The sequence below is a fragment of the Mycobacterium sp. TY814 genome (genome assembly GCF_030755175.1).
Classification (GTDB): Bacteria; Actinomycetota; Actinomycetes; order Mycobacteriales; family Mycobacteriaceae; genus Mycobacterium.
Map to the genome: position 1 here is coordinate 551,766 of NZ_JAUFRY010000003.1, position 18,267 is coordinate 570,032.

Genomic DNA, 18,267 nt, shown 5'->3' on the forward strand with positions numbered 1-18,267 from the left:
TGACAACGCCTCGAACCGGTGGAGCTAGGGAGATTCGAACTCCCGACCTACTCGATGCGAACGAGTCGCGCTACCAACTGCGCCATAGCCCCTGATCGCTAAGCAGGCTACCAGCCGCGACCGCGAAGGTACGAACCGCGCACTACTGCCCGACCGCGCGCGGCAGGTCGCGGGGCCAGCCGTAGTTGCGCATCGGCACCGCGTAGTCCAGGTGCTCGAAGATCGGGTCCTCGTCGTCGATCTCCAACACCACCGCTCCGGGACGGCGCAACCGCGACGGGACCAGGTCGTATTCGCGGTCCTGAGTGTTCTCCACGCCCAGTCGGCTGCGGGCCATCCGCTGCATCCGGCGCCGCCGTACCTGCTCCTCGATCTTGGTCTGCCGCCGCAGGTAGAACAGGTACATCAGGGTGACCGTCGTCGCGGCGGCACACAGCCACCAGGCCATCGGCGTCACCTCGAAGGCGGCGATCGCCGAGCCGACCAGGACCACCGCCATCGCCACCAGCACCCTCTTGCGGAACGCGTACTTGCGGGCGCTGACCGCGGCGGCGGTCTTGTTCTCGAACCTGCGCCGCCTGTTGACGCCTACCGCGTAGGCCGGCGGCGCGTCGTCCCCCTCGTCGTCCTCCTCGGGTTCCAGACCGGAAGAGTCGTCGACATACTCGTACTCGTCATCGGCGAGGTCATCGTCGGAGTCGTCCTCGTGCGCGTCGACCGCCTCGGCTTCCACCGCGGCCAGCGCCGGCCCCTCCGTCTGGGACCGCGCCTCGCCGGCACCCACCGGCAGGGCGGGCGCGTTCTCGTCGATCACGTCGACATCGAGATAGTCGGGCTCGGCAACCTCGGCGACCTCCGCGACCTGTTCGGCACGGGCCATCGCGGTGACGACCGACCGGGGCCGCATCAGCTCGTCGGTGTCGGCGTCGTCAGCGGCATGGTCCTTGTCCGCATCGGCGAAAGCACCGTCGATCGGCTCGGTGTCCCAGTCTTCTTCCGGCTTCCAGTCAGGGTTGCTGCGGTGACCCGCCGCCGGACCGGTTCGCTTGAGCAGGCGGGAACTGGCACCGCCGTTGAGCACTCTGGTGGCAAGCGCCACATCGCTGGTGCGCCGAACGGCGTCACGCTTGCTGATCAGCATCGGCACCAGCACGAACAACCACAGGACCACGAGCGAAATCCACAACAACGATTGCGGGATGCTTGGCATGATGACCTGCTCTCTTCGGTTGCGATCCCCGCGAGGCCTGATCCGCCTGCGTGGCCGGGTCGCTGCGACCAGGGCAATTACACACCTGTAATTTGCCTCTTTCAAGCATCACACGCCACATATGTCACGCTAGCCACAATTTTATTTCGGTTGGTCACCGATCCCGCGTGTGAAGTCATCGAGATTGCCGTGATGGTCGCGACCAGCGCCCCGAGCACAACCGTGACGGCAATCTCGGCGGAGAAGAACCAGGAGAGCTACACCCAGCTGGCGCGCCCGGCACGCACCAGCGTCGAAGCCACCGACCCGTAGACCTCTTCGACGGTGATCGCCACCAGCAGATGGTCGCGCCACCCGCGGTCCACCTCGAGGTAGCGCCGCAGCAGGCCCTCTTCGCGAAAACCGTTCTTGGCCAGCACGGCTCGGCTGGCGGCGTTCTCCGGACGGACGGTCGCCTCGACGCGATGCAGCATCACCGGCCCGAAGCAGTGGTCGAGCCCCAGGGCCACCGCCCCGGTGGCCACCCCGCCGCCGGTGTGCTCGCTGGACACCCAGTAACCGATCCATGCCGACCGCAAAGCCCCGTGTGTGACGTTGCCGATGGTCAGCTGACCGCAGAACTGCCCGTCGAGTTCAATTGCGTACGGCAGCATCCGGCCCTTGCGCGCCTCCGCCCGCAGTCCCGAGCACACCGCCGGCCACGCGGCCACCGAATGACGCACCGACCATTCGCCGTCGGTGCTGGGCTCCCATGGCTCCAGCTGCGCACGATCGGCCAGCCGAATCCGGCTCCAGGGCGCGCCGTCGCGCATCCGTACCGGCCGCAACCGGATCACCCCGGCCGCCACCCGCAACGGCCCCATACTCATCGGCCAGCCGGGATGACGGGAATTGGATCGCAACAGGTTCACGAGCCGGGCCGCAGTCAGCCGTGCTGAGCCAGAAAGGCGACGTCGACGATCTCGCCGGTGCGGATCTGCTCGGCGCCGCTGGGCACCACGACCAGACAGTTCGCTTCGGCAAGCGTGGCCAGCAGATGCGACGACGCCCCCGGCGCTCCCCCCAGCGCCTGCACCAGGTATTCGCCGCTGTCCTGATCACGCATCAACTGGCCGCGCAGAAACCCTTTGCGCCCACTGACCGACGTGATCGGCGACAGGGTGCGGGCCTGCACGATACGTCGCATCGGATGGCGCTTGCCCAGGGACAGCCGGATCAGGGGCCGCACCATCACCTCGAAAACCACCAGCGCGCTGACCGGGTTCGCCGGCAACAGAAACGTCGGCACGCCGTCGCGGCCGAGCTGCCCGAAGCCCTGCACCGATCCCGGGTGCATGGCCACCCGCACGACCTCCATGTCGCCCAGTTCGGACAGCACCGAGCGAACGGCCTCGGCCGCGGCACCGCCCACCCCGCCGGCGATCACCAGCACCTCAGCCCGGTTGAGCTGCCCCTCGACGATCTCGCCGAGTTCCTTCGGGTTGTTGCTGACGATCCCGACGCGGTTGACCTCTGCCCCGGCATCGCGCGCCGCGGCGGCCAGGGCGTAGGAGTTGACGTCATAGACCTGCCCGTTGCCCGGGCTGCGGGAGATGTCGACCAGTTCGCCGCCGACCGCCATCACCGATACCCGCGGGCGCGGATGCACCAGCACGCGTTCGCGGCCGACCGCCGCGAGCAGGCCCACCTGCGCCGGGCCGATGATCGTCCCGGAACGCACCGCCACGTCGCCGGGCTGCACGTCGTCACCGGCGCGCCGCACGTACGCGCCCGAAGGCGCCCCGCGCAGAATGCGGACCCGGTTCATGCCGCCGTCGGTCCAGCGCAGCGGTAGCACGGCGTCGGCCAGAGTAGGCAGCGGCGCCCCGGTCTGCACCCTGGCGGCCTGGCGCGGCTGCAGCCGGCTCGGCGTCCGCGCACCGGCCTCGATGGTGCCCATCACCGGCAGGGTGACAACCTCGCGCACCTCGGCCACGCCGTCGTCGCCGACGGCTTCCAAGGGTCCGGAATCACCGACCCCCATCACGTCGACACTGCGCACCGCGTAACCGTCGATGGCGGCCTGGTCGAATCCGGGAAGCGGGCGTTCGGTCACGACCTCTTCGGCGCACAGCAGCCCCTGGGCTTCGGCAATCGCGACCTTGATCGGCCTGGGGGCCACCGCTGCCGCCGATATCCGTGCCTGTTGCTCCTCCACAGAACGCACAGTGCGCCTTCCTGCCGTCCAGCCAGGCGAACTGAGCCGCCGGTTACTGTTCGGTCAGGCCCAATCGCGCCACCAACCACCGCCGCAGTTCCGGGCCGTAGTCGTCACGATCCAATGCAAAGTCAACCGCAGCCTTGAGGTACCCGCCGGGATTTCCCAAGTCGTGTCGGGATCCGCGGTGCACCACCACGTGGACCGGATGGCCCTCGGAGATGAGCAGCGCGATGGCATCGGTGAGCTGCACTTCGCCGCCGGCGCCGCGGTCGATGCGGCGCAGCGCGTCGAAAATCGCGCGGTCCAGCACGTAGCGTCCGGCCGCCGCGAACAGCGACGGCGCGTCCTCCGACTTGGGCTTTTCGACCATGCCCTTGACACGCAGCACGTCCTGGTTGCCGCCGCCGGGAATCGGTTCGACGTCAAAGACGCCGTAGGCGCTGATCTCTTCGGGCGACACCTCAATGGCGCACAACACCGTGCCGCCGTGCTCGGCGCGCACCTGCGCCATCGTCTCCAGCACGCCGGCGGGCAACACCAGGTCGTCGGGCAGCAGCACCATGACCGCGTCCTCGTCGGCCGCCAAGGTGGGCTCTACGCAGCTGATCGCGTGCCCCAGCCCGAGCGGTTCGGCCTGCACCACGGACTCGACTTTGATCAGGGCCGGAGCCCGACGGACCTTGGCCAGCATGGCTTTTTTGCCGCGGGCCTCCAGGGTGCCCTCGAGCACCAGGTCCTCGACGAAGTGCGCGACGACCCCGTCCTTGCCCTCGGAGGTGATGATCACCAGGCGCTCGGCGCCGGCGTCGGCGGCCTCGGCGGCCACCAGCTCGATGCCGGGGGTGTCAACGACGGGCAGCAACTCCTTGGGCACCGTCTTCGTCGCAGGAAGAAAACGGGTCCCCAAGCCGGCGGCGGGGACGATCGCCGTGAACGGAATCGCTACTTCTGGTCGTGACATCGATTCACACCATAGCCTTATCGGCCTTATACAAACCCTCTGGCGGGGAGAACGCGCGGATCGCCAATGGTCTGACCCGGTGGTCTGACATCGTTGACGCCATGGCTACCGCGACCAAGTCGGCCTGGCGGCGACGGATCAGCGCGGCGCGGCGCCTCGTCACCGATGAACAGCACCGCGCCGAAGCACGGATGCTGCGCAGCCACCTCGAGGCGGTCGTGACGCCCGGTAGCACCGTGTGCGCATACGTGCCAGTGGGTTCGGAGCCGGGCACCGTCGACATGCTCAATGAACTGCTGCAGTTCGCGGACCGGGTGCTGCTGCCGGTGGCCCGCATCACGCACGACGAGGAGCCGCTGCCGTTGTTGTGGGGCCGGTACTGCGCCGGTGAACTCATCACCGGACTATGGGGCCTGAAGGAACCACCGGAGCCCTGGCTGCCGGAATCCGCTTTGGCCGAGGCGGAATTGGTGCTGCTGCCGGCGCTCGCGGTCGACCGCCGCGGCACGCGGTTGGGGCGGGGCAGCGGCTTCTACGACCGCTCCCTGGGCTTCCGTGACCCGCAGTCGCGTCTGGTGGCGATCGTGCGGGACAGCGAGCTCGTCGACGAGTTGCCCTCAGAGCCGCACGACGTCCCGATGACGCACGCCCTCACGCCCGGACGCGGACTCGTGACGCTCCCCACCCGGGAATGATCCTCACCACGTGGCGGTTCTAGCACTTGAAACGGTAGAGTGCTAACTCAGACTTAACATCATCCGGAGGTTTTTGTGCCGACGTACAGCTACGTGTGCACCGAATGCGGAGACCGCTTCGACAAGGTGCAGGCCTTCACCGAGGACGCGCTGACCACCTGCGAGAAGTGCTCTGGCCGGCTGCGCAAGCTCTTCAACTCGGTCGGAGTCGTGTTCAAGGGCAGCGGCTTCTACCGCACCGACAGCCGCGAGGCCGGCAAGAAGGACAAGGGATCCTCCAACGGCTCGTCGTCGAGTTCCAGCTCGGGCGACTCGGGGTCCAGCTCCACGTCCAGCGAAAGCAAGTCCTCGAGCTCCGGCGAGAAGGCCGGCAGCAGCACCGCGTCCACCGCGGCCGCATCGAGCTAGTTATCCACAACTGACGTTCGCACCGGCAATGACCGGTGTGTCCGCGCGCCTAGCGTGACGGCGTGCGGGAACCTTCGCTGAATCCGACCCTGCTCAGTCGCATCGCGACAACATTGCGTCCGGACTGGACCAGAACCGTCCGGGCCCGGCGAATCGCCGCGGGCGGACTGGTGGTGCTGTCCGGTATCGCGGCGCTGCGCTCCGACCCGGAGGGCGACCGCGTCGATGTCGTGGTGGCCGCCCGCGACATCGGTCCCGGCACCGCGCTCAACGAAGGCGATGTTCGCGTCGAAAAGCGCTCGCCGACAACGGTTCCCGACGGATCGATAACTGACCCCGGGCGGGTGGCCGGTGCGACGCTGGCCAGTCCCACGCGTCGCGGCGAGGTGCTCACCGATGTCCGGTTGCTGGGCAGCAGGCTGGCCGAGTCGACCGCCGGCCCCGGGGCGCGGATCGTGCCCCTGCACCTGGCCGACGGCGCGCTGATCGACCTGATCCGGGTCGGAGACGTCGTCGACGTGCTGGCCGCCCCGGGCGGCGAACTCCGGCAACCCACACCGGCGGTCAGCAAGGTGATCGCCACCGACGCCGTGGTGGTGCTCGTGTCGGCGAAAGAGAAACTGCGGTCCAGCGAAGCAGACCGCGTAGTCTTGGTTGCGCTGCCGGCTCGCGTGGCGAACACGGTGGCTGGCTCGGCGCTAGGTCAGACGGTCACCCTCACCCTGCACTGAGTACTCAGCCACCGCTGAGCGCGTGGTCGGCAGCAAAGCCTGTCCGATCAAGAAGGGACATCCCCATGCTCAAAGGGTTCAAGGAGTTTCTCTCGCGGGGCAACATCGTCGACCTCTCGATAGCGGTGGTCATCGGGGCGGCGTTCACCACGTTGGTCAAAAGCTTCACCGATGGCGTCGTCAACCCACTGGTGAGCTCGATCGGCATGGACCAGAAAGAGGAGCACGGCATCCTCAAACAACAGATCCCGGGCACCAATCAATTCATCAACCTCAATGACGTGCTCTCGGCGGCGATCAACTTCATCCTGGTCGCGGCGGTGCTGTACTTCCTGATCGTGCTGCCCTACAGCAAGCTGCGTAAGAAGGGCGAGGTCGAGCAGGCCGACGATGCGCAGGTCGTCCTCCTCGAAGAGATCCGTGACCTGCTCGCGCAGACCAACGGCAGCTCCTCAGGCAGGCACGGCGGGGCGCCATCAGGTGTACCGCTGTCAGGACCCCCGGAACACGGACCGCGCGCCGAGAACTGAGCCGCCTCAGATCTCCAGGCTCGACAGCTGGCCGATGATGTGCGCGGCCAGCGGGTTGAGCGTCGCCATGCCGTCGCGCACGGCGTAGCGCGAGCCGGCCAGGTTGACCACCAGCGTGCTGCCCGAGACCCCGGCCAGCCCGCGCGACAGGCCGGCGTCGGTGATTCCCGCGGACAGGCCCGAGGCGCGGATCGCTTCGGCGATGCCCAGGATCTCCCGGTCCAGGATGTCGCGGGTGGCCTCCGGGGTGACGTCGCGCGGCGTCACCCCGGTACCGCCGACCGACACCACCAGGTCCACCCCGCCGATCACGGCCGTGTTCAACGCATTTCGGATCTCGACCTCGTCAGCCTCGACCGCCACCACACCGTCGACCACGAACCCGGCTTCGGTGAGCAACTCGGTGACCAACGGCCCGCTGTGGTCCTCGTCGCCGTGCGCAGTCCGGTCGTCCACGACGACGACGAGTGCCCGCCCGACTACCAACTCCGCACCCTGTTCCATGGGTGCAACCGTATAACCGAGGTCGGAGAGCTGCCCTTCGACCTTCATCAACTGTCCGCCTTCCCGAGCGTGACCTGCACCGTGCGACTGCCGCCGGCCGGATCCTGATATGTCAGCGCCACCTTGTCGCCGGGCGCCTTGGAGCGCACCGCGGCGACGAGCGCGTCGGCGCTGTTGATCGGACGGTCGTCGACCTTGGTGACGACGACACCCTTGGGGACGCCGGCGTTGGCTGCCGCGCCGTTGCCCACGACCTCCATCACCTTCGCGCCGGGAACACCCTTGTCGGTGGTGACCTGCACGCCCAGCGAGGCGTGGGTCGCCTTGCCGGTGCTGATCAGTTCGTCGGCGATGCGCTTGGCCTGGTCGACCGGGATCGCGAAGCCCAGACCGATGGAGCCGCTCTGCGCGTCCCCGGAGTCGGCGCCCAACGTGGCAATGGCCGAGTTGATGCCGACGAGTTGCGAGTTCATGTTGACCAGCGCACCACCGGAGTTACCGGGGTTGATCGCCGCGTCGGTCTGAACCGCGTCCAGCACGGTGTTCTGGTTGCCGGCCTCACCGGTGGTCGAGACGGGCCGGTTGAGCGCGCTGACGATGCCGGTGGTGACCGTGCCCGCCAGACCCAGCGGTGAACCGATGGCCACCACGGGCTGACCGACCTTCAGGCTCGCCGAGGACCCGATCGCGATCGGGGTGAGACCGGAGGCGCCCTGCACCCGGACCACGGCGATGTCGCTGGTCGGGTCGGCCCCGACCACGGTGAACGTCGAGGTACGACCGTCGTAGAAGGTCACTGTCGTCTTCGGCGGCGGACTTCCGGCCGGCGGCTTGGCGGCCGCGGCGACGACGTGGTTGTTGGTCAGGATCAGCCCGTCAGCCGACAGAATGACGCCGGAACCCTCTTCGGACTGCCGGCCCAGATCGGTCTCCAGCATGACGACGCTGGGTACGACCTTGGACGCCACCTGCTCCACCGACCCGGGCGGCATGTTGGCCGCCGGCACACCCGGCGCCCCACCCGAGGCCGCGGTGGTGCCGCGGCTGGCGCCGGACTGGTGACCGAGTTCCACCACCGTCGCGGCCGCGCCGCCGATGCCGGCGGAAACGACCGCGATGGCGAGCGCACCGAAGATCAGCCCGGCCGAGCGCCGCCGCTGCCGGGGCGGCGGGGACATCGGCGGCATCATTCCGGGGATCGGCCCGGGGCCGGTCGGCATCGGACCGGCACCGGTGGCGCCCGGTATCGGCCGGGAACCGGTGCCGCCCGGGATCGGGCCCCCGCCCGTGTTGCCCGGAATGGGACCGGACCCGGTGGGTATCGGGCCCGCTCCGGTGCCGCTGAGCGGGTCATAGGAGGACCGGTACTGCTGCTGGGGTTGGTACCGCCAGTCGAACTGCTGGTTGTAGCTCTGCTGCCCCTGGGCATAGGCGGGCGGCACCGGCTGACTCTGCGTGGCACCGTATCCCGGCTGCTGCGGCGGTGGCGAATACCTCGGGTGATTCGTCATGTCGCTAAAACGTTCTTCCTCTACCTTGGGGGCTTACTTCAAGCCGACTCGGCCATGCGTTGCTTGCATGACGCTGAATTTCAACACTAACTGCCAACTACCTTGCGTGCGCGGACTAAGAATCGACTGAGATGACATTCGTGGATCCCCGTGATTTTGCGCTGTCCGCAGTACGTCTAACGGAGGTCCCCCGCGTGTCGGTTCCCGCATCGCGCTCCGCCACGGCGCCGGACGACGGGTGTGCGGCGGCCGGCATCGGACGCCCGGGTAACAGCACATAGATCGACGTTCCCGGGGGTTGGCCGCCGGGCTCGGTGTCTTCGACGCGCAACGACCCGCCGTGGTTGAGCACCACCTGCTTGACGATCGCCAGGCCCAGGCCCGAACCCGGCATCGCCCGTGCCGACGTCGAGCGGTAGAAGCGTTCAAACACCAGCCGTCGTTCCTGCGGCGGGATTCCCGGCCCCCGATCGGACACCACCAGCTCGGCGTGCGACGGATCGAGCTGGCGCAGCGTGACACCCACGTGCCCGCCGGGTGGACTCCACTTGGCCGCGTTGTCCATCAGGTTCAGCGCCGCGCGCGACAGACCCGCGGAGTCGCCGTACACCTGCCAGGGGACCACCTCGACATCGAAGTGAATATCGTTGCGGCGCCGCCGAACCCGCTCCAGGCTTCGATCGATGACCTCGGCCATGTCCACCGGCTCGTGCACGGCATGGCCGGCGTCCCCGCGCGTGAGGTCCACCAAATCGCCTACCAGCGTGGACAATTCCTCGATCTGCGCGATCACATCCGCTTGCAGGTCGACCATCTCCTGCTCCGGCAGCCGGGGCGCTCCGGGCGCCATCGAGGCCATCAGCAGCTCGACATTGGTGCGCAGCGACGTCAGCGGGGTGCGCAATTCGTGGCCGGCGTCGGTAACCAGCCGGGCCTGCCGCTCCCGGGATTCGGCCAGCGCCCGCAGCATCAGGTTGAACGCCTCGGTGAGCCTGGCCAGTTCGTCACTGCCGAATACCGGGATGGGGCGCAGGTCGTCGGTTCGGGCGACCCGCTCGGCCGCTTCGGTGAGCCGGCCCACCGGGCGCAACCCGGCTCGGGTCACCATGCCACCGGCCACGGCCGCAATCGCCACACCGACCCCGCCGACCATCAGCAGGACGAAACGCAGTTTGCTCATCACGTGCTCAGTGGGCTTGAGGCTCTTGGAGATGAGCAGCGAGCTGCCGTTGTTGAGGTGGATGGCCAGCACCCGCTGATCGGAGGCGGTGCGCCGGGACATGAACAACTCGCCGCGGATGACGGCCTTCTCCGGCGCGCCCACCGGCAGGGTCTGGCCCGGTTGGTTGGCGGTGTAGATGGATTTGCCGGGGTTCACCAGCATCGCGTTGACGTCGGAGTACGCGGTGCCTTCGATCGCCTTGCCGGGATCCGCCGCCAGCGACCCGCTCGCGATCAGCAGTTGCGCACGACTCTGCAGCTGGTTGTCGATGTCGCTGTAGAGCGCGGCGGAGATCACCGCGTAAACGGCGAGGGACATCAGCACCACGACCATCGCCACCATGGACATCGCCAGCAGCATCACCCGCCAGCGCAGCGACAGCGAACTGGTCGCCCGCAGCGGTGCGCGGCCGGCGCGGCCAGGGCGGCCAGGGCGGCGGAACCAGGTCATCAGGGCGGCGTTTCGCGTAGCACGTAACCCACCCCGCGCACGGTGTGGATCAGCCGCGGCTCGCCGTCGGCCTCGGTCTTGCGGCGCAGATAGCCGACGTACACCTCCAGCGCATTACCCGAGGTGGGGAAGTCAAATCCCCACACTTCCTCGAGAATGCGGCTGCGGGTCAGCACCCGTCGCGGGTTGGCGATCAACATCTCCAGCAGGGCGAACTCGGTGCGGGTGAGGCTGATCCGGCGCTGGCCGCGGATGACTTCGCGGGTTACCGGGTCCAGGCTCAGGTCCGAGAAAGTCATCGCCACCGACTCGGCAGCATCTTCGGGCTTGGTGCGACGCAGCAGGGCGCGCATCCTCGCCAGGAGTTCTTCCAGCGCGAACGGCTTGGGCAGGTAGTCATCGGCACCGGCGTCCAGGCCGGCAACCCGCTCGGAGACCGAGTCGCGCGCGGTGAGCACCAGGATGGGCAGGTCGTCGCCGGTGCTGCGCAGCTGCCGGCACACCTCGAGGCCGTCCAGTCGCGGCATCATCACATCCAGCACCACGGCGTCGGGCCGGTCGCTGGCGATCAGTTCGAGCGCCTCAACCCCGTCATGGGCCAACTCCACGGAGTAGCCGTTGAAGGAGAGCGACCTGCGCAGCGACTCGCGCACGGCACGATCGTCGTCGACGACAAGTATTCGCACGGAGCCTAGTTTCGTACGAAGGCCTGAGAGCGGCCTGAGAGGCGCGCCGCGATGGCGCATTTCAGGGTGCTAAGCACGTCACATCCGTCACGCTGTTCACTGGCCGAACCGAAGCACTTCGTGCCCGGCTCACAACGACGGATGCCCGGCTCACCGGGAAAGATGCCCGGCTCACTGGGACAGCGGAGTTGTCGCTCTGAGGCGGGCGACATGATGCCCACCGGCGCAGAAACTCCTGCGACGGTTGTGACTGACGGGACGTCAGCGCTTGTCGAGGTCCACCAGACCGAGACGGGCAGCCTTGAGCAGGCGACGCGGCACCTTGTGCTTCTGGCCGGCTACGTTCACGTTGACCAGCCCGGTCGCGGTGGCCTTCCACTGCGAACGCCGGCTGCGGGTATTCGAGCGCGACATTCTGCGCTTAGGTACGGCCATGGTCGGGCCTAACTCCTCGTGTGGGGCTTCTGGTCGGGCGTGTCGCGCTCCATGGCATTGCGGCCGGACGGCGACGGTTGACCTCAAGGGTAGTGGGTGGACCCGCTGGTCACCAAAATGGCCTCGGACAGCGGTGCGCTGAGCCGGTTGACGCGGCGCCTCCCGCACCCGCTAACCTACCGGTTGGTTGGTTGATCCGGCCGCCGAATCGTCCCAATGGAGGGAGGACGGGCCCATTGTCTTCCGAGGCCCCTTCTGGTGCCGTGCGTATCGCGAACTGCTCCGGTTTCTACGGCGACCGGCTGTCCGCGATGCGCGAGATGCTCACCGGCGGCGAAGTCGACTACATCACCGGCGACTATCTGGCCGAATTGACCATGCTGATCCTGGGTCGGGACCGGATGAAGAATCCCGAACGCGGCTACGCCAAGACCTTCCTCACCCAGCTCGAAGAGTGTCTGGGACTGGCCCACGAGCGCGGCGTGCGCATCGTTACCAACGCCGGCGGCCTCAACCCCGCGGGACTCGCGGCCGCGGTGCGCGCGTTGGCCGAACGCCTGGGCATCCCGGCGCGGGTGGCCCACGTGGAAGGCGACGACCTACAAGCGCGCGCGGACGGACTCGGACTCGGCTCGCCGCTGACCGCCAACGCGTACCTGGGCGGTTGGGGGATCGCTGACTGCCTGAGCTCCGGAGCCGAGGTCGTGGTCACCGGCCGGGTCACCGACGCCTCGGTGATCGTCGGGTCGGCCGCCGCACACTTCGGCTGGGGACGCACCGACTACAACCAACTCGCCGGTGCGGTCGTCGCCGGACACGTCATCGAATGCGGCACCCAGGCGACCGGCGGCAACTTCTCGTTTTTCACCGAGATCGCCGACCTGACCTACCCGGGCTTTCCCCTGGCCGAGGTCTTCGAGGACGGATCGTCGGTGATCACCAAGCACCCCGGCACCGGCGGCCTGGTCAGCGTCGACACCGTCACCGCCCAACTGCTGTACGAGATCACCGGCGCCCGCTATGCGAACCCGGATGTGACAGCCCGGATGGACAGCATCCACCTCTCCCCCGACGGTCCCGACCGGGTGCGTATCAGCGGCGTGGTCGGTGAACCGCCACCGCCGACGCTCAAGGTGTCCCTGAACAGCATCGGCGGCTTCCGCAATTCGATGACGTTCGTGCTGACCGGCCTGGACATCGACGCCAAGGCAGAGTTGGTGCGCCGCCAGCTGGAAGCCACGCTGACGGTCAAGCCCGCCGAGCTGGAATGGACGCTGGCCCGCACCGACCACCCCGACGCCGACACCGAGCAGGGCGCCAGCGCGTTGCTGAGTTGCGTGGTCCGCGACCCGGACCCGGCGAATGTGGGACGCAAATTCTCCGCCGCCGCAGTCGAATTGGCGCTCGCCAGCTACCCGGGCTTCACCTCCACCGCCCCGCCGGGTGACGGCCAGGTGTACGGCGTCTACACCCCGGGCTACGTCGACGCCCGGCTGGTGCCGCACGTCGCCGTGCACGCCGACGGCACGCGCGTCGACATTCCCTGCGCCACCGAGACTTTGGTGCTGGAGTCGGCCAACGCCCCTGAGCTGCCCGAACCGCTGACCGGTGAGCCCACCCGTCGCGCGCCGCTGGGCCTGATCGCCGGCGCCCGCAGCGGCGACAAAGGCGGCTCGGCCAACGTGGGGGTGTGGGTCCGCACCGACGAACAGTGGCGGTGGCTGGCCAACACGCTGACCGTAGAGCTGCTCAAGAAGCTGCTACCCGAAGCGGCCGAGCTGCCGGTCACCCGGCACGTGCTGCCCAACATCCGGGCGGTGAACTTCGTGATCGAGGACATACTCGGCCAGGGCGTGGCCTACCAGGCCCGTTTCGATCCGCAGGCCAAGGGGCTGGGCGAATGGTTGCGCAGCCGTCACGTCGACATTCCGGAGAAGTTTCTATGAACATCTGGACCACACCCGAGCGCGAACAGCTGCGAAAGACGGTGCGCACCTTCGCCGAACGCGAGGTGCTGCCCAACATCGACGAGTGGGAACGCACCGGCGACCTGCCGCGGGACCTGCACCGGCGCGCCGGCGAGGCGGGCCTGCTGGGCGCGAACTTTCCGGAGTCGGTGGGTGGCGGTGGCGGCGACGGTGCCGACGCGGTGATCATCTGCGAGGAGATGCACCAATCAGGCGCTCCCGGAGGCGTTTTCGCGTCGCTGTTCACCTGCGGCATCGCGGTGCCGCACATGATCGCTTCGGGCGACCAGCGATTGATCGACACCTACGTGCGGCCGACGTTGGCCGGCGAGAAGATCGGCTCGCTGGCCATCACCGAACCCGGCGGCGGATCCGACGTCGGACACCTGCGCACCTCTGCGGTCAAAGACGGCGACCACTATGTGATCAACGGCGCCAAGACCTACATCACCTCCGCGGTGCGCGCCGACTTCGTGGTGACCGCGGTGCGTACCGGCGGCCCGGGCGCGGCAGGGGTTTCGCTGATCGTGGTGGACAAGGGCACGCCGGGCTTCGAGGTGTCGCGCAAGCTGGACAAGATGGGCTGGCGTTCCTCGGACACCGCCGAGCTGTCCTACACCGACGTGCGGGTTCCGGTGGAGAACCTGGTCGGGGTGGAGAACACCGGCTTCGCCCAGATCGCCCAGGCCTTCGTTTCCGAGCGTATCGCCCTTGCCGCCCAGGCGTATTCGAGTGCGCAGCGCTGCCTGGACATCACCGCGCAGTGGTGCCGCGACCGCGAGACCTTCGGCCGCCCGTTGATTTCACGGCAGTCGGTGCAGAACACGCTCGCCGAGATGGCGCGCCGCATCGACGTCGCGCGGGTGTACTCGCGCCGAGTGGTGGAGCGCCAGATCGAAGGTGACACCAATCTGATCACCGAGGTCTGCTTCGCCAAGAACACCGCCGTCGAGGCCGGTGAGTGGGTGGCCAACCAGGCCGTCCAGTTATTCGGCGGCATGGGCTATATGGCCGAATCCGAGATCGAGCGCCAGTACCGCGACATGCGCATCCTGGGAATCGGCGGCGGCACCACCGAAATCCTCACTGCGCTGGCCGCCAAACTCCTGGGATACCAGTCATGATTACACCTCCTCCTCCTCATCGCTCCGCGCTGCATCGTCGGAGCTGGTCATGAGCGCTCTGAAGTCCACCCTCGACCCGAACGGGCCCACCTTCACCGAGGCGGCCGCCGCGTCGACCACCAAGCTCGACGAGATCGCCGCCGAGTTCGCCAATGCCGTCGACGGCGGCGGGCCGAAATACGTTGAGCGTCATCATGCTCGTGGCAAGCTCACTGCACGCGAACGCATCGAGTTGCTGGTCGATCCCGACTCACCGTTTCTGGAACTGAGTCCACTGGCGGCCTGGGGCAGCGCATTCAAGGTCGGGGCCAGCACGGTTACCGGCATCGGCGTCGTCGAGGGTGTCGAGTGCATGATCGTCGCCAACGACCCCACGGTCAAAGGCGGCACCAGCAACCCCTGGACGCTGAAAAAGATCCTGCGAGCCAACCAGATCGCCTTCGAGAACCGGCTTCCGGTGATCTCTCTGGTGGAGTCCGGAGGCGCCGACCTGCCGACCCAGAAGGAGATCTTCATCCCGGGCGGACGGATGTTCCGCGACCTGACCCGGCTATCGGCCGCCGGAATCCCCACCATCGCACTGGTATTCGGCAACTCGACCGCGGGCGGCGCGTACGTGCCCGGCATGTCCGACCACGTGGTGATGATCAAGGAGCGCTCCAAGGTGTTCCTGGCCGGTCCCCCGCTGGTCAAAATGGCCACCGGTGAGGAATCCGACGACGAGTCCCTGGGCGGGGCCGAAATGCACGCCCGCATTTCGGGATTGGCCGACTACTTTGCGCACGACGAGCTGGACGCGATCCGCATCGGGCGCCGCATCGTGGCCCGGCTCAACTGGGCCAAGCAAGGGCCGAAGCCCAAGCCGGTCACCGAGCCGCTCTTCGACACCGAGGAACTGATCGGCATCGTGCCGGCCGACCTGCGCATCCCGTTCGATCCGCGTGAGGTGATCGCCCGCATCGTCGACGGCTCCGACTTCGACGAGTTCAAGCCGCTCTACGGCTCGTCGCTGGTGACCGGGTGGGCGCAACTGCACGGCTACCCGATCGGCATTCTGGCCAACGCACGCGGCGTGCTGTTCAGCGAGGAATCGCAGAAGGCCACCCAGTTCATCCAGCTGGCCAACCGCTCCGACACGCCACTGTTGTTCTTGCACAACACCACCGGCTACATGGTGGGCAAGGACTACGAAGAGGGCGGCATGATCAAGCACGGCTCCATGATGATCAACGCCGTGTCCAACTCGACCGTGCCGCACATCTCGCTGCTGATCGGCGCCTCATACGGCGCGGGCCACTACGGCATGTGCGGCCGCGCCTACGATCCGCGGTTCCTGTTCGCCTGGCCCAGCGCCAAATCCGCCGTCATGGGCGGGGCGCAGCTGTCCGGGGTGCTATCCATCGTGGCCCGGGCGGCCGCCGAGGCCCGCGGCCAGCAGGTCGACGAGGCGGCCGACGCGGCGATGCGGGCCGCCGTCGAAGGCCAGATCGAAGCCGAGTCGCTGCCGTTGGTGCTGTCCGGAATGCTCTACGACGACGGGGTGATCGACCCGCGCGACACCCGCACCGTGCTGGGAATATGTCTGTCCGCCATAGCCAATGGCCCGATCAAGGGGACGTCGAACTTCGGCGTCTTCCGGATGTGAGCTTCATGGGGATCTCGAAAGTACTGGTTGCCAACCGCGGCGAGATCGCCCGGCGGGTGTTCGCCACCTGCCGCAGGCTGGGTATCGGCACCGTCGCCGTCTACACCGAACCCGACGCCGCCTCCCCGCATGTCGCCGAGGCCGACGCCCGGGTGCGGTTGGCGCAGACCAATGACTACCTCAACGCCGAGGCCATCATCGCCGCGGCACGCGCGGCAGGTGCCGACGCCGTGCACCCCGGCTACGGATTTCTCTCCGAGAACGCCGAATTCGCGGCAGCCGTGCAGGAAGCCGGTCTGACCTGGGTCGGACCACCGGTGGACTCGGTGCGTGCGATGGGGTCCAAGATCGAGTCCAAGAAGCTGATGTCGTCAGCCGGGGTGCCGGTGCTCGAGGAGCTCGACCCGGACACTGTGACGCAGGCTCAGCTGCCGGTGCTGGTCAAGGCATCCGCCGGCGGCGGTGGGCGCGGTATGCGTGTGGTGCGCGAATTGTCCGCGCTGGCGGGCGAAGTCGAGGCGGCGCAACGCGAAGCGCAGTCCGCGTTCGGCGACCCGACGGTCTTCTGCGAGCGTTATCTGCCGACCGGGCACCACATCGAGGTGCAGGTAATGGCCGACACGCACGGGACCGTGTGGGCCGTGGGCGAGCGGGAATGCTCGATCCAGCGCCGGCACCAGAAGGTGATCGAAGAGGCGCCGTCACCGTTGGTCGAACGCACCCCGGGCATGCGCGACAGGTTGTTCGAGGCCGCTCGGCTGGCCGCGGGCGCGATCGGTTACACCGGCGCCGGAACGGTGGAGTTTCTCGCCGATGATGACGGCGAGTTCTTCTTCCTGGAGATGAACACCCGCCTGCAGGTCGAGCACCCGGTCACCGAGGAGACCACCGGTCTGGACCTGGTCGAGCTGCAGCTGGACGTCGCCGCCGGTGGCCATCTGGGTGCCGAACCCCCTGCAGCGCAGGGACATTCGATCGAGGTGCGGCTCTACGCCGAGGATCCCGCGCACGGCTGGCAGCCCCAGGCCGGGACGGTGCACAGCATCCACGTGCCGTCGGTGCGCACCGAGTTCAGCTCGCTGGGGCACCGGACCGGGATCCGGCTGGATTCCGGGATCGTCGACGGCTCGGTGGTGTCGATCTTCTACGACCCGATGCTGGCCAAGGTCATCTCCTACGCACCGACCCGGCGGCAGTCTGCGCTGGTGCTCGCCGACGCGCTGGCCCGCGCCCAGGTACACGGCCTGCGCACCAACCGCGAGCTGCTGGTCAACGTGCTGCGGCACCCGGCTTTCCTCGACGGGGCCACGGACACCGCGTTTTTCGACACGCACGGCCTGGCCGAACTGTCGGCGCCGCTGGCCGACACGGCAACGGTGCGGATGTCGGCGATCGCCGCCGCACTGGCCGACGCCGCGCACAACCGGGCCACCGCCGGGGCGTTGGGCTCACTGCCCTCCGGCTGGCGCAATCTGTCCTCCGGTTATCAGGTCAAGACCTACCGGGACGACACCGACACCGAACAACGTGTCGAATACCGCTTCACCCGAACCTCGTTGGTGTTGCCACACGACACGTCGGTGCAGCTTGTGTCCGCATCACCTGAGCAAGTGGTACTGGCCGAGAACGGGGTGGCCGTCAGTTTCGCCGTCGCCCGGTTCGGCGATGACGTCTACGTCGACTCCGCGCGCGGCCCGGTGCACCTGGCGGTCGTGCCGCGGTTCCCCGAACCGGGATCGGCCGTCGAACAGGGATCGCTGGTTGCGCCCATGCCCGGCAACGTCATTCGGATCGGTGCCGAGGTCGGCGCCACCGTCACCGCCGGGCAGCCGCTGATCTGGCTGGAAGCCATGAAGATGGAGCACACCATCACCGCGCCGAACGACGGCGTGCTCACCGAGATCAATGTGCAAACGGGCCAGCAAGTCGAGGTGGGCGCTGTACTGGCCAGAGTGGAAGCGCCTGAATCAGAAGGAGATTCTCAATGA

Annotated in this window: 17 protein-coding genes and 1 tRNA gene; 8 read left to right on the forward strand and 10 right to left on the reverse strand. The window is 67.9% G+C overall.

The genetic code is table 11. The features are described from left to right. Window positions 1-19: 19 nt before the first annotated feature. From QXH22_RS23755 to QXH22_RS23775, 5 genes are all read right to left on the reverse strand, one after another. Window positions 20-92 (reverse strand) — tRNA-Ala (locus QXH22_RS23755). Window positions 93-142: 50 nt separating this feature from the next. After that, the gene (gene glpR / locus QXH22_RS23760; protein ID WP_306245843.1) at window positions 143-1,210 is read right to left on the reverse strand and encodes a gephyrin-like molybdotransferase receptor GlpR; all 1,068 of its coding nucleotides are present in this window, start codon (window positions 1,208-1,210) and stop codon (window positions 143-145) included. 257 nt (window positions 1,211-1,467) lie between these two features. After that, on the reverse strand, window positions 1,468-2,121 hold the full coding sequence (locus tag QXH22_RS23765; RefSeq protein ID WP_306245845.1) for a GNAT family N-acetyltransferase: 654 nt from the start codon (window positions 2,119-2,121) through the stop codon (window positions 1,468-1,470). A 14-nt stretch (window positions 2,122-2,135) separates the two neighbouring features. Beyond that, complete coding sequence (gene glp / locus QXH22_RS23770) at window positions 2,136-3,416, reverse strand: gephyrin-like molybdotransferase Glp (RefSeq protein WP_306277201.1); 1,281 nt, start codon at window positions 3,414-3,416, stop codon at window positions 2,136-2,138. A gap of 43 nt (window positions 3,417-3,459) precedes the next feature. Next, window positions 3,460-4,371 (reverse strand): UTP--glucose-1-phosphate uridylyltransferase, encoded by a 912-nt coding sequence (locus QXH22_RS23775; RefSeq protein ID WP_306245849.1) that lies wholly within the window; start codon window positions 4,369-4,371, stop codon window positions 3,460-3,462. A 101-nt stretch (window positions 4,372-4,472) separates the two neighbouring features. Here QXH22_RS23775 and QXH22_RS23780 point away from each other — a divergent pair, with 101 nt between their 5' ends. From QXH22_RS23780 to mscL, 4 genes are all read left to right on the forward strand, one after another. Next, entirely contained in the window at window positions 4,473-5,066 is a 594-nt protein-coding gene (locus tag QXH22_RS23780; RefSeq protein ID WP_306277203.1) for a 5-formyltetrahydrofolate cyclo-ligase, read from the forward strand. Between the two features lie 75 nt (window positions 5,067-5,141). Next, window positions 5,142-5,474: an FmdB family zinc ribbon protein gene (locus QXH22_RS23785; RefSeq protein ID WP_306245853.1), complete on the forward strand. Its 333-nt coding sequence runs from the start codon at window positions 5,142-5,144 to the stop codon at window positions 5,472-5,474. A 62-nt stretch (window positions 5,475-5,536) separates the two neighbouring features. Beyond that, the gene (locus QXH22_RS23790) at window positions 5,537-6,205 is read left to right on the forward strand and encodes an SAF domain-containing protein (protein WP_306277204.1); all 669 of its coding nucleotides are present in this window, start codon (window positions 5,537-5,539) and stop codon (window positions 6,203-6,205) included. Between the two features lie 65 nt (window positions 6,206-6,270). Next, a complete protein-coding gene (gene mscL / locus QXH22_RS23795) occupies window positions 6,271-6,735 on the forward strand; it encodes a large-conductance mechanosensitive channel protein MscL (protein ID WP_306245857.1) in 465 nt (154 codons plus the stop codon). 6 nt (window positions 6,736-6,741) lie between these two features. Here the strand turns inward: mscL and QXH22_RS23800 are convergent, their stop codons facing one another. The 5 genes from QXH22_RS23800 to rpmF all read right to left on the reverse strand — a co-directional run bounded on the left by QXH22_RS23800 (window position 6,742) and on the right by rpmF (window position 11,543). Then, window positions 6,742-7,287: a molybdenum cofactor biosynthesis protein B gene (locus QXH22_RS23800; RefSeq protein WP_065045409.1), complete on the reverse strand. Its 546-nt coding sequence runs from the start codon at window positions 7,285-7,287 to the stop codon at window positions 6,742-6,744. Then, entirely contained in the window at window positions 7,287-8,750 is a 1,464-nt protein-coding gene (locus QXH22_RS23805) for a S1C family serine protease (protein WP_306245860.1), read from the reverse strand. Before QXH22_RS23805 ends, QXH22_RS23800 begins: the two co-directional genes overlap by 1 nt. Window positions 8,751-8,865: 115 nt before the next feature. Next, entirely contained in the window at window positions 8,866-10,422 is a 1,557-nt protein-coding gene (locus tag QXH22_RS23810; protein WP_306245862.1) for a HAMP domain-containing sensor histidine kinase, read from the reverse strand. Then, window positions 10,422-11,108, reverse strand: coding sequence for a two-component system response regulator MprA (gene mprA / locus QXH22_RS23815; protein ID WP_055576902.1), 687 nt, complete (start codon window positions 11,106-11,108; stop codon window positions 10,422-10,424). The genes QXH22_RS23810 and mprA overlap by 1 nt, the downstream gene beginning before the upstream one ends. A 261-nt stretch (window positions 11,109-11,369) precedes the next feature. Continuing rightward, window positions 11,370-11,543: a 50S ribosomal protein L32 gene (rpmF, locus tag QXH22_RS23820; RefSeq protein ID WP_055576903.1), complete on the reverse strand. Its 174-nt coding sequence runs from the start codon at window positions 11,541-11,543 to the stop codon at window positions 11,370-11,372. 263 nt (window positions 11,544-11,806) lie between these two features. On the opposite strand from rpmF, the gene QXH22_RS23825 reads away from it, so the two are divergent. From QXH22_RS23825 to QXH22_RS23840, 4 genes are read left to right on the forward strand one after another with little or no spacing between them, the layout of a single operon-like run. Then, on the forward strand, window positions 11,807-13,489 hold the full coding sequence (locus QXH22_RS23825) for an acyclic terpene utilization AtuA family protein (RefSeq protein ID WP_306277371.1): 1,683 nt from the start codon (window positions 11,807-11,809) through the stop codon (window positions 13,487-13,489). Continuing rightward, complete coding sequence (locus tag QXH22_RS23830) at window positions 13,486-14,634, forward strand: acyl-CoA dehydrogenase family protein (protein WP_306245865.1); 1,149 nt, start codon at window positions 13,486-13,488, stop codon at window positions 14,632-14,634. Before QXH22_RS23825 ends, QXH22_RS23830 begins: the two co-directional genes overlap by 4 nt. Before the next feature lie 49 nt (window positions 14,635-14,683). Next, window positions 14,684-16,279 (forward strand): acyl-CoA carboxylase subunit beta, encoded by a 1,596-nt coding sequence (locus QXH22_RS23835; protein ID WP_306245867.1) that lies wholly within the window; start codon window positions 14,684-14,686, stop codon window positions 16,277-16,279. A gap of 5 nt (window positions 16,280-16,284) precedes the next feature. After that, window positions 16,285-18,267 carry a biotin carboxylase N-terminal domain-containing protein gene (locus tag QXH22_RS23840; protein ID WP_306277205.1) on the forward strand — a complete coding sequence of 661 codons (1,983 nt, stop codon included), beginning with the start codon at window positions 16,285-16,287 and terminating at the stop codon, window positions 18,265-18,267.

Bases quoted from the DNA above. Each gene is read 5' to 3' on its own strand.
- glpR (WP_306245843.1), bottom strand. From the start codon at position 1,210: ATGCCAAGCATCCCGCAATCGTTGTTGTGGATTTCGCTCGTGGTCCTG.
- QXH22_RS23775 (WP_306245849.1), bottom strand. From the start codon at position 4,371: ATGTCACGACCAGAAGTAGCGATTCCGTTCACGGCGATCGTCCCCGCC.
- QXH22_RS23780 (WP_306277203.1), top strand. From the start codon at position 4,473: ATGGCTACCGCGACCAAGTCGGCCTGGCGGCGACGGATCAGCGCGGCG.
- mscL (WP_306245857.1), top strand. From the start codon at position 6,271: ATGCTCAAAGGGTTCAAGGAGTTTCTCTCGCGGGGCAACATCGTCGAC.
- QXH22_RS23800 (WP_065045409.1), bottom strand. From the start codon at position 7,287: ATGAAGGTCGAAGGGCAGCTCTCCGACCTCGGTTATACGGTTGCACCC.
- QXH22_RS23805 (WP_306245860.1), bottom strand. From the start codon at position 8,750: ATGACGAATCACCCGAGGTATTCGCCACCGCCGCAGCAGCCGGGATAC.
- QXH22_RS23810 (WP_306245862.1), bottom strand. From the start codon at position 10,422: ATGACCTGGTTCCGCCGCCCTGGCCGCCCTGGCCGCGCCGGCCGCGCA.
- rpmF (WP_055576903.1), bottom strand. From the start codon at position 11,543: ATGGCCGTACCTAAGCGCAGAATGTCGCGCTCGAATACCCGCAGCCGG.
- QXH22_RS23830 (WP_306245865.1), top strand. From the start codon at position 13,486: ATGAACATCTGGACCACACCCGAGCGCGAACAGCTGCGAAAGACGGTG.
- QXH22_RS23835 (WP_306245867.1), top strand. From the start codon at position 14,684: ATGAGCGCTCTGAAGTCCACCCTCGACCCGAACGGGCCCACCTTCACC.
- QXH22_RS23840 (WP_306277205.1), top strand. From the start codon at position 16,285: ATGGGGATCTCGAAAGTACTGGTTGCCAACCGCGGCGAGATCGCCCGG.